The sequence below is a fragment of the Allobosea sp. TAB14 genome (assembly GCF_052113865.1).
Lineage (GTDB): Bacteria > Pseudomonadota > Alphaproteobacteria > Rhizobiales > Beijerinckiaceae > Allobosea > Allobosea spartocytisi.
This window is the reverse complement of sequence record NZ_JBFRDQ010000152.1, coordinates 1-10278: the sequence shown is the minus strand read 5'-3', so window position 1 is coordinate 10278 and position 10278 is coordinate 1. Positions and strand designations below refer to the sequence as shown.

The 10278-nt window shown below is 66.4% G+C and carries 9 protein-coding genes; 3 read left to right on the top strand and 6 right to left on the bottom strand.

Going from position 1 to position 10278, the window contains the following annotated elements:
• Nucleotides 1–181: 181 nt before the first annotated feature.
• Genes AB4Y99_RS20385 through AB4Y99_RS20370 form a run of 4 tightly spaced genes read right to left on the bottom strand, consistent with a single transcriptional unit; the run spans nt 182 to nt 5321 of the window.
• The gene (locus AB4Y99_RS20385) at nt 182–1771 is read right to left on the bottom strand and encodes an ABC transporter substrate-binding protein (protein WP_441524596.1); all 1590 of its coding nucleotides are present in this window, start codon (nt 1769–1771) and stop codon (nt 182–184) included.
• A 34-nt stretch (nt 1772–1805) separates the two neighbouring features.
• A complete protein-coding gene (locus AB4Y99_RS20380) occupies nt 1806–2717 on the bottom strand; it encodes an ABC transporter permease (RefSeq protein WP_441524595.1) in 912 nt (303 codons plus the stop codon).
• On the bottom strand, nt 2717–3658 hold the full coding sequence (locus AB4Y99_RS20375; protein WP_038357624.1) for an ABC transporter permease: 942 nt from the start codon (nt 3656–3658) through the stop codon (nt 2717–2719). Before AB4Y99_RS20375 ends, AB4Y99_RS20380 begins: the two co-directional genes overlap by 1 nt.
• Before the next feature lie 16 nt (nt 3659–3674).
• Entirely contained in the window at nt 3675–5321 is a 1647-nt protein-coding gene (locus tag AB4Y99_RS20370; protein ID WP_441524594.1) for an amidohydrolase, read from the bottom strand.
• Nucleotides 5322–5643: 322 nt separating this feature from the next.
• On the opposite strand from AB4Y99_RS20370, the gene AB4Y99_RS20365 reads away from it, so the two are divergent.
• Nucleotides 5644–6222, top strand: a complete 579-nt coding sequence (locus tag AB4Y99_RS20365; protein WP_038357621.1) for a cupin domain-containing protein — start codon at nt 5644–5646, stop codon at nt 6220–6222.
• A 55-nt stretch (nt 6223–6277) separates the two neighbouring features.
• Here the strand turns inward: AB4Y99_RS20365 and AB4Y99_RS20360 are convergent, their stop codons facing one another.
• Together AB4Y99_RS20360 and AB4Y99_RS20355 are read right to left on the bottom strand one after the other, a co-directional pair.
• The gene (locus tag AB4Y99_RS20360; protein ID WP_113252918.1) at nt 6278–6466 is read right to left on the bottom strand and encodes a DUF3008 family protein; all 189 of its coding nucleotides are present in this window, start codon (nt 6464–6466) and stop codon (nt 6278–6280) included.
• 119 nt (nt 6467–6585) lie between these two features.
• A complete protein-coding gene (locus tag AB4Y99_RS20355; RefSeq protein ID WP_441524593.1) occupies nt 6586–7866 on the bottom strand; it encodes an MFS transporter in 1281 nt (426 codons plus the stop codon).
• A gap of 106 nt (nt 7867–7972) precedes the next feature.
• On the opposite strand from AB4Y99_RS20355, the gene AB4Y99_RS20350 reads away from it, so the two are divergent.
• Together AB4Y99_RS20350 and AB4Y99_RS20345 are read left to right on the top strand one after the other, a co-directional pair.
• On the top strand, nt 7973–8881 hold the full coding sequence (locus AB4Y99_RS20350) for a LysR substrate-binding domain-containing protein (protein ID WP_191125417.1): 909 nt from the start codon (nt 7973–7975) through the stop codon (nt 8879–8881).
• A 395-nt stretch (nt 8882–9276) separates the two neighbouring features.
• The coding region (locus tag AB4Y99_RS20345; RefSeq protein ID WP_441524592.1) for a DNA translocase FtsK at nt 9277–10278 on the top strand (1002 nt) is incomplete at its 3' end.

Genomic DNA, 10278 nt, shown 5'->3' with positions numbered 1-10278 from the left:
CCTCCGCTCCCAAAGGCATGGCGCAGGCTGATTTTACGGGACGGCGCCGTCATTCCGGACAAGCCGCGACAGCGGCGCCGATCCGGAATCCATCGTCGGGCGCAGCGCCTTCGATGGATTCCGGGTCAAGCCCGGAATGACCGCTCGTTTCCGCGGAGAATCAGCCTGCGCTCGAAAAAACTCAGCGCTTCAGCTTGATGTCGAGGCCCTTGTAGAGCCCGGCGCCATAGATGCCGTGGGCGCGGACGCCCTCGACGCGGTCACCCGCCACAACCCAGAGCGGCTGCGAGGCCAGCGGCACCCAGACATTGGCGTCGGTGAGCTGCATCTGGACGGCGCCGATCGCTTCCTTGCGCTTGGCGGGATCGACGGCGGTCGCGGCTGCCTTGAGCAGTTCGTCCGTCTTCGGGTCCTTCCAGTTCATGCGGTTCGGCGTCGGCACCTGCCGGCTGGCGAAGTAGAGGTTCAGCGCCTCCGTCGCCGTGACATAGGGGTAGGACATGTAGAAGGCGTCGAACTCCTGCGTCGCCAGCTTGCCCCAGGCGACGGTGGCGTCCCAGAGCTGGATCTTGAGGTCGATGCCGATCTTGCGCAGATCGGCCTGCATCGCCTCGGAGATGCGCGGGTTCACGTCGTTGCGAATGCCGTAGACGATGAAGGTGGCCTTCTGGCCGTCCTTCTCGCGGATGCCGTCGGCGCCCGGCTTCCAGCCGGCTTCGTCGAGAAGCTTCGCCGCCGCCGCCGGATCGTGCTTCGGCATCTTCGCGGCCGTGTCCTTGTCGTAGTCGAGCACGGCCGGATTCAGCAGCGATGGCAGCGCGGTGCCCTTGCCGAAGAAGATCGCCTTSGCGATGGCSTSCTTGTYGRYGGCCATGTTGACSGCCTCGCGGATCGCCTTGTCCTTCGAGACGGGCTTGTCGACCTTGAAGCCCATGAAGACGTCGTAGATGTAGTTTTCCTGGCGCTGCACGGTCATGCCGGGGATGCGCTGCATCGTATCGAGCGCGATATAGGGCATGTAGTAGGTCACGTCGGCCTGCTTGGCCTGGATCGCGGCCATCAGCGTATTCGGCTCGGGAATGACCTTCCAGACGATGTCCTCGATCTGTGGCTTCGGGTCCTTGTAGATCGACGGACCCCAATTGTAATAGGGATTCTTCTTCAGCACGATTTCCTGGCGCGGCGTCCACTTCACCCAGCAATAGGGGCCGGTGGCGTTGAAACCCTGCACGCCGAAATTCGCCCCGAGCTTCTCGACCGCGTTCTTGTCGACGACCGAGGCGAAGGACAGCGCCATCTGGAAGAGCAGGTCGCTATAGGGCTCCTTGAGCTCATAGATCAGCGTGGAATCGCCCTCGGCGCGGATGTCCTGAACCGGGCCGCCGCGGAAGGAGACCGGCGACTTGTTGGCCGGATCGACCCAGCGCTTCAGCGAATAGACCACGTCGTCGATGGTCATCGGCCGGCCGTCGCAGAACTTGACGTCCTTGCGGATCTTGAAGGTGTAGGTCTTGCCGTCCGGCGACACCGTCCAGCTCTCGGCGAGGCCGGGCTTGATCGTCTTCATATCGAAATCGACCGTCACCAGCGTGTCGGCCATCATGTAGATGACCTCGGCCGCCGCCGTCGCCGTGGTGCGGATCGGGTCGTAGTTGTCGGCGTCGATCACGCGCAGGATCGAGAGCGGCGCCTTCTGTTGTGCGATGGCGGGCGCGGCGGCCAGAATCGCGCCGGCGGCGCCGGCGAGAAGCAAAGCGGAAAACTTGATCATCGAGCAGGTCCCCTTTTTTTGATGGTGTCGGATTCTATTTGCGCAGCTTCGGGTCGAGGGCRTCGCGCAGCGCATCGCCGAGCACGTTGAAGGCGAGCACGACCACGAAGATCGCCAGGCTCGGCAGCACCGAGAYATGCGGCGCGAAGAACAGGAAGTTGSGCCCATCGGCGGCCATCGCGCCGAGCTCCGCCGTCGGCGGCTGGGCGCCGAGCCCGAGGAAGGAGAGCGCCGCGCCGAGCAGGATCACCTGCCCGAASCGCAGCGTGACGAAGACGAAGATCGCCGAGAGGCAGTTGGGCAGCACGTAGCGCAGGATGATGTGCAGATCCCGGAGGCCGAGCGAGCGCGCGGCCTCGATATAGCCCTGCTGCAGCACGACCAGCGCCGAGCCGCGCACGACGCGCGCCATCAGCGGCACCGTGGCGATGGCGAGCGCGATGATGACCGAAGGCAGGCCCGGCCCGAAGATCGCAGCAATGGCGAGACCGAACAAGATGGCCGGGAAGGACAGGAGCACAWCCATCAGCCGCATCAGCACGCCGGAAATCTTCGGGTAATAGGCGGCCGCGAAGCCGATGACGCCACCAATGGCGCCGCCGATGATGACGGAGGCGAGCCCCATCACCAGCGTCGTCCTGAGACCGAAGAGCAAACGCGTGATCATGTCGCGCCCCTGCCCATCGGTCCCGAGGAGGCCGAGCTCGCCCGGGGCCTTCAGCGTGTTGGCGAGATCATTGCCATAGGGATCGGTGGGGGCGAGCCAGGGCGCGAGGACGGCACCGAGGATCGACAGCACGACCAGAGCCAGCGCGATGCAGGCTCCGACATCCGACAGCAGCATCCTGAGCACCGTCTTCCGGCGGACGGGCGCGGCGGCGGCTACGCCGATGGCGGCTTCCACCGCCTTGGCGCCCGGCTGGAGCGGACTGGTCGAGGAACTCATCAGGCGCCCCTCACACGCGGGTCGAGCACGGCATAGAGGACGTCCACGGCAAGATTGACCAGGATGAAGCCGAGCGAGAGCACGATGATCGTGCCCTGCGCCATCGGCAAATCGCTCGACAGGATGGCGCCGACCGCGAGCCGGCCGATGCCGGGCCAGGAAAACACCGTCTCGGTGACGACCGCGCCGCCGAGGAGGAAGCCGATCTGCAGGCCGATCAGCGTGACCACCGGCACCAGCGCGTTGCGCAGCGTGTGGCGCAACAGGACCGTGCGCTCGCCGAGCCCCTTGGCACGGGCGGTGCGGACATGGTCGGCGCCGAGCTCGTCGAGCACCGAAGTCCGCGTCATCCGCGCGACCGGGCCGACGAAGACGCCGCCGAGCGTGATGGCCGGCAGGATGATCCCCTGCAACCCTTCCCAGGTCCAGAGCGGGCCGGTGCGGCCGGTGAAGGGCAGGATCGGATATTTGAAGCCGAAGAGCCAGATCAGCCCCAGTCCAAGGAAGAAGACCGGCAGCGAGACGCCGGCGACCGAGACCGCCATGATGGCGCGGTCGAGCAGGGAACCGCGGAAATAGGCGCCGACCGTGCCGAGCAGCATGCCGAGCGGGATCGCCCAGACGAGCGATGCGAACATCAGCTCCAGCGTCGGGCCGATGGTGTTGCCGAGTTCCTGCGAAACCGGGACATTGTTGATGATCGAGACGCCGAGATCGCCCTGCGCCAGTCGCCCGATATAGATTGCAAACTGCTTCCAGAGCGGCTGATTGAGGCCTAGCTCCTGGCGGATGGCCTCGACCACGTCCTGCGTCGCGGTCGGCCCGGCGCGCACCTGGGCCGGATCGGTCGGCACGACCTGCATCAGCAGGAAGCCGACCAGCAGCACACCGAGCAGGACGGGCAGAACCAGCAGAAGCCGTTGCAGCGTATGGCGCAGCATGAAGACCTATCCCGCCCTACTGCGCGGCGGCGGCGAGCTGACCGTGACGATCGAAGACGACCTCACCGCCCAGCAGGGTCAGATCGCAGCGCACCTCGTTCTCGAGCGCTTCCACCGGGATCGAGAAGATGTCCTGGGAGAGCACGGCGATATCGGCGAACTGGCCCGCAACGAGCCGACCCATCCGATCCTCGGCAAACTGAGTGTAAGCACCGAGCGCGGTATAGGCGTGCACGGCCTCCTCCATCGTCAAGCGTTCGGCCCCGCCGATCACGGTGCCGCGCTTGGTCCGGCGCGTCACCATGCTGAAGAGGTTCTTGAACGGGTCGGTGGCGCAGACCGGCGCATCGGAGCTCGCGGCGGCGTGCAGGCCGGCATCCACCCATCTGCGCATCGGATAGGAGGCGTCWGCCCGYTCCTGSCCGAGATTRKKSACGTAGAGATCGCCGAACTCGTAGATGAASAYCGGCTGCGGCAMGGGRTCGATKCCGGCAGCKGCCATGCGGGCGAGCTGGCCATCGGTCAGGAAGCCGCAATGCTCGATGCGGTGGCGGCGGCCCTTGATCGGATGCTCGGGACTGTCGGCCTTTTCCATGCCCGACAGCACCTGCTCGATCGCAGCATCGCCGATCGCGTGGATCGCGAGCTGGTAGCCGAGCTCGTGGTAATGCCGGAGATAGCGGTGCATGTCGGCATCGGAATAGATGAAGATGCCGCGATTATCGGGGTCGCCGACAAGGTAGGGCTCGCTCATCGCGGCGGTCAGCCCGCCGGCGCTGCCGTCGCCGAAGACCTTCATCGCGCCGTAGCGCAGCAGCCCGACCTCGCGGCCGAAACGGTAGCCGGCACGATGGGCCTCGTCGCCGATGCCGTCGGCATTGCCGTAGATGCAGACCCAGGTCCGTACCGGCAGCGTCCCAGTGCGGGCGACCTCCTCATAGGCMKCGATCTCGGCCATRCCSGCMRKCATGCCGACRCCGGCATCCATCACGCTGGTGAARCCCTGCGACAGCATGTAATGCCCGGCCTTCTCGATCGCGGCCTTGAGTTCGGCGACGCTCGGCTGCGGCATCGCCTCGACGATCAGGCGCATCGCGCTTTCGGCCAGCAAACCGGTGAGCTTGTTGTCGCGACGCTCGATCAGGCCGCCGGCCGGGCTCGGCGTGTTGTGGCCGATGCCGGCCGCGGCCATCGCCCGGCTGTTGACGACGCCGACATGGCCGCAGGTGCGCTTGATGTAGACGGGGTTGTCGGGCGCGACGCGATCGAGTTCCTCGGCGGTCGGATGACGCAGCTCGGCGAACTCGTTGTGATCATAGCCGCGGCCCAGCACCCATTCGCCCGGCTTCTTGCCCCTGGCGGCCACCGCGATGCGGCGCAGCGCCTCGTCGATGCTGTTGACCCCTTCCTCGGGCCGCAGATTGACCTCGCTCATGCCGAGGCCGAGCGGCAGCAGATGCATATGCGCRTCGTTGAGGCCGGGGATGGCGACCCGCCCGGCAAGGTCGACGACCTTCGTGCCTGGGCCTTGCAGCGCGGCAATCTCGGTGGCAGACCCCGCCGCCAGAACCTTTCCATCCGCGATTGCCAGCGCCTCGGCGAAGCCGTCCGCCAGGCCGCAAAAGATGCGGCCGTTCAATAATACGGTATCGGCCTTAGTCATGATGCGCGCTCACCCTGCTTTCAACCCGGTTTCCCGCAGGGCACAGAACGAGACGATAGCATTCGAAAAACAACAACCGATACGCGAAGAGAGTATTCGCCTCCGCGCGGCCCTATTGGACAAAATTGGGCATCCTGATCTAAACGGTCGCTTCGATCGAAAAAACTATTCCGCTACGCCTGTTCCCCGCGACATGATTTTCTTGTTGGCTTTCCGTCAGCATTGCTCAGAATATTGAGCAACGCAAGAGGCGCCGGGCAGACGCCCACTGCATGGCGCGCGGGTTTAACGAATACGGGCGGCATGGGGAGGAAAGGCAGAAATGAGCTTCGATGTCGGGGGCAGACTGCGCGAAATCCGACTGGCTGCCGGGCTTTCCCAGCGGGAACTGGCCGGCCGCTCCGGCGTGACGCATAGCCTGATCTCGCTGATCGAGCAGAATCGGAACAGCCCGTCGGTCGCATCGCTGCGGAAGATCCTCGACGGCATCCCGATGAGCATGGTCAATTTTTTCGACGAAGCGCGCACGCCGCGCGACAAGGTCTTCTTCGAGGCCGACGACCTCATCGACCTGACCTCGCGCCTGCATCAGGTCAATGGCGGGGAGAGCCGGGGCAGGATGTCGTTCCGCCAGGTCGGAGACGCCAAGGCCCACAATCTCCAGATCCTGCACGAATATTACGAGCCCGGCGCCGATACCGGCGTCGCCATGCTCAAGCACAACTCGCATGAGGGCGGCGTCATCCTCTCGGGCGAACTCGAGATCACCGTCGGCGACCAGATCAAGGTGCTGAGCCCGGGCGAAGCCTACCTCTTCGACAGCCGCGTCCCCCATCGCTTCCGCAATATCGGCACGGAACGCTGCGTCGTGGTCAGCGCCTGCACGCCGCCCTATCTGTAGGCGCCCCGGCGCCGGCCGACGCAGTGCCGGTACGCGGCCGACGCCTCGGCCACCGTCAGTGCTTGGAGACGTGCTCGGGCTTGCCCTTGCGCTTGGTGGAAGCCATCTTCTCSAGCTCGCTCTCGCTCATCGATTTCTCCATCGACTTCGAAGCGCCCTGGAGCTTGCTCTTCTTCATGTCGCCGCGCTTGGCCGCAAGCGCGGCTCCGGCGGCCTTTTGCTGAGCAGCGGATTTGGCTGGCATCTCGTCCTCCTCCATCGGGAACAGCGGATGAACCCGCTGATCCGGCCAGGAGTTCCGCGAAGGACTCGCTTCGAGCCGCTCTCCAGAGGGCAAGACTTAGTCGACGCAGCCTCGCAAACTCAGGCGCGAGCGCCCGTTCCCGCCGGCCCGGGCCGCATCGTCAGCCAGGCGGCGCAGACAAAGCCCACGAGAAGGAGCGCGCTGATCAACCCGACCACGCCGCCCCAGCCCGCCTGCGCCCAGAAGACACCGCCGAGCGTGCCGACCGCACTCGAACCGAGATAGTAGGCGAAGAGATAGAGCGAGGAGGCCTGGGCCCTGGCGTGCTGAGCCTTCGCGCCGACCCAGCCCGATGCGGTGGCGTGCGCCCCGAAGAAGCCGCCGGTCAGCACGGCCATGCCGAGCACGATCACCGGGAGGGAGGAAGACAATGTCGCCAGCACGCCAAGGAGCATCAGGCCGAGCGACAGGCACAACATCGGTCCCCGGCCGAGCCGCCCCGCCAGATCGCCGATCCAGGCCGAAGACAGGATGCCGACGAGATAGACCGCGAAGATGAAGCTGACGGCCACCTGGCTCAGCGAGAAGGGCGGCTGCATCAGCCGGTAGCCGGTGTAGTTGTAGACGCAGACGAAGCTGCCGAGCAGGAGGAAGCCTTCCAGGAACAGAAGGCGCAGGCGCCCGTCGCGCAGATGCACCGCGAAGGAGCCGGCGAGTGCCCTGACGGAGGGCGCAACGCGCCGGAAATGCCGCGAGGCCGGCAAGGTGCGCCAGAGCACCAGCCCGCAGACGACGCCGACGAGGCCGACGGCGAAAAGCCCGATGCGCCAGGACGAAAAATCCGCGATGACGCCGGTGATGGCGCGGCCGCCAAGCCCGCCGAGGCCGCTGCCGCCGATATAGAGCCCCATGGCGAGGCCGACCGACTCGGCATGCATCTCCTCGCTGACATAGGCCATGGCCACCGCCGGCAAGCCGCTGAAGGTGATGCCCGCCAGCGCGCGCAGCAGCACGAGGTCGTGCCAATTGCGCGCGAAGGCACTCAGCATCATCAGCACGGCCGAGGCCAGGAGCGAGGCCACCATCACGGGCTTGCGCCCGACGATCTCCGAGAGCGAGCTCGCGACCAGCATCGCGAAAGCGAGCGTGCCGGTGGTCGCCGACAGCGCCAGGCTGCTCTGGGCCGGGGTGATGCCGAATTCCTGCGAGAACACCGGCATCAGCGGCTGCACGCAATAGACCAGCGCGAAGGTGGAGAAACCGGCGGAGAACAAGGCAAGGTTGGTCAGGCGGAAACCGCGCGTGCCCCGGCGAATCCGGCTGTCGGCCTCGGGCTCCGCGATGTCGAGCGCGACAGGCGTCTCGATGCGCAGCGACTGAGGGGAGGTCATTTCGGTCATGATTGTCAGTTCCGCAGCGCAGGTCACGCTGCGCGCGTTGGTTGAGATGGAAGTTGGGCCCGATATTGTCCAATATCGATTTGGTTCCGATCGATAGGTTTTGCGAATGGATCTCCGCCATCTCCGCTATTTCGCCGTGCTCGCGGAAGAGCTGCATTTCGGCCGTGCCGCGCAGCGTCTCGGCATCTCGCAGCCACCGCTGAGCCAGCAGATCCACGCGCTCGAACGGGAGCTCGACGCCGAGCTCTTCGCCCGCACCAGCCGCCGGGTCGAACTCACCGCGGCCGGCCGGATCTTCCTGCCCGAGGCGCGCGCCGTGCTGGCGCGGGCGGAACTGGCACTGACCATCGGCCGCCGGGCCGGGCGCGGCGAGATCGGCGAATTGCGCATCGGCTTCACTGCGTCCGCGCCGCTCGCGACGATCATGCCGACGCTGATCCACAGCTTCCGCGAGCAGCGGCCGGACGTGCATCTGACGCTGCGGGAAATGAACAGCCATGTGCAGATGCAGGAGCTTCTGGACGGCGGGCTCGACCTCGCCTTCCTGCGCATGCCGGACGATCCGGCGCTCGCCGATCCGCGGCTTGCGACGCTGGAGATGCAGCGCGAGGAACTCCTGCTCTTCCTGCCACGCAGCCACCGCCTCGGCGGTTCCCCTGCCCGGCAGCGCGTCGCACTTGCCGAGCTCGAGCGCGATGCCTTCGTGCATTTCTCCCGCGAGGCGGCCACCAGCACCTACGATCAGTTCATCGAGCTGTGCCGCCAGGCCGGCTTCCGGCCGCGTATCGTGCAGGAGGCACGGGAGCCGGCCACCATCATCGGCCTCGTCGCGGCCGGCGTCGGGCTGACGGTGATGGCCTCCTCCTTCGCCAATATCCGCTTCGACAATGTCGTGACGCGGCGGCTGACGGAGCCGGCGCCCTCGCTCGCCACCTGGCTCGCGCATCGCCCTGACCGAGCCTCTCCCGCCATCGAGGCGTTCCTGGCGCTCGGCGCAGCGACGCGGCCGGCGTGAAATCCGTTTGGAAAGGTAAGCCCTCATCCCGAGGAGGCCCACGCGAATGTCCAGGCAGGTTTGCTGCCGATTTATCCGGCCTCGCCCTGCACCCGTTTATGCGCCGTTAACCCTGCCCGGTTAGGCCAGAAGACCGAGTTGGCCAGTAGTAGTGTTCGCTGTCTCCGATGTATAAACGCGACCGTCATCAGCGAACCAACAGCTTCGCACCCGGCGATTATCAGGCTGATCCTGCAGACGAATCCCTGCGAAGTTCAGGCGCGCCTCACACGCCCGGCGTCGTGACGAATCGCGGCCCCGCCGCTGAGCCGTCCGCACCGGTCTATGTCCGCTCGACGCGCAAAGCGCGGCAGGCGCCGACGGAGCAGGCAACCGAGAGGCAGAGCCCTCCGCTGATGTTCAGCGGCGGCCATCCGCACGCCGTGACCCTGGCCGATTCGACGCGCGTCCGCTTCTGGCGCACGCCCAAGCATCTGATGCGAGAGATCTGGGGCACGCCCGACAGCGAGACCTATCTGCAGGCCGCAGCGCCGGTCGAGACAATGCCCGAGCCCGATCTCGCATCGATCGAGGATATCGCGCCCGAAATCTGGCCCGAGGATGAAGCCCCGGAACGCGACGAGGCCGCCTTCGCGAACGCGCGCCAGTCGACGGAGATCCCGGCGGAGCCGCGCTCGACGCCCTTCGCCTTCCTCTCGGACCACGCCTTCTGGGATCTCGTGCCCGAGATCGGCCGCGACGAGAGCGAGGTGACCGCTCCCGTTCTCAGGACCATGGAGACGATGGCGTGGGAAGACGATTCCATCGCCGATGAACCGTGGGAGGCGGAGGAGCCGATCTTGCCGGTGGTCGAAGCCGCTGCACCGGTTCAAGCGATGGCCAATCCGGGCGTCCGCTCGCTCTGGTCGGGCTATTCGGTGAATCTGCGCATCTCGATGGCGCCTCAACCGGCCGTGCTGCCATTCGCCCCACCGGTCGTCGCGAAAGCGCCCGAGGCGCCTGCGAAAGCCGCGACCGACCCCATGACGACCGAAGCCGTCGAAGCCCCCGTTCGGCCCGCCGCCCCGGCCGCTCGGGTGCGGAAGGCGCCCGCCCGCCAAGCGGAGCAGCCGATCGGCTTCCAGCTTCCGCCGATCGAATTCCTGGCCGAGCCCCCGCAGACGCCGGAAGAAACCATGCCGGTCGAGGTGCTGCAGCAGAATGCCGGCCTCCTCGAAGGCGTGCTCGAAGACTTCAACGTCAGGGGCGAGATCGTCCAGGCCTGCCCCGGCCCTGTGGTGACGCTTTACGAGCTCGAACCCGCGCCTGGCACGAAGTCGTCGCGGGTGATCTCGCTGGCGGACGACATCGCGCGGTCGATGAGCGCGGTCTCGGCGCGCGTGGCGGTGGTGCAGGGC

Coding starts and splice junctions, on each gene's coding strand:
- AB4Y99_RS20375 (WP_038357624.1), bottom strand. CDS start 3,658: ATGCTGCGCCATACGCTGCAACGGCTTCTGCTGGTTCTGCCCGTCCTG.
- AB4Y99_RS20365 (WP_038357621.1), top strand. CDS start 5,644: ATGAGCTTCGATGTCGGGGGCAGACTGCGCGAAATCCGACTGGCTGCC.
- AB4Y99_RS20355 (WP_441524593.1), bottom strand. CDS start 7,866: ATGACCGAAATGACCTCCCCTCAGTCGCTGCGCATCGAGACGCCTGTC.
- AB4Y99_RS20350 (WP_191125417.1), top strand. CDS start 7,973: ATGGATCTCCGCCATCTCCGCTATTTCGCCGTGCTCGCGGAAGAGCTG.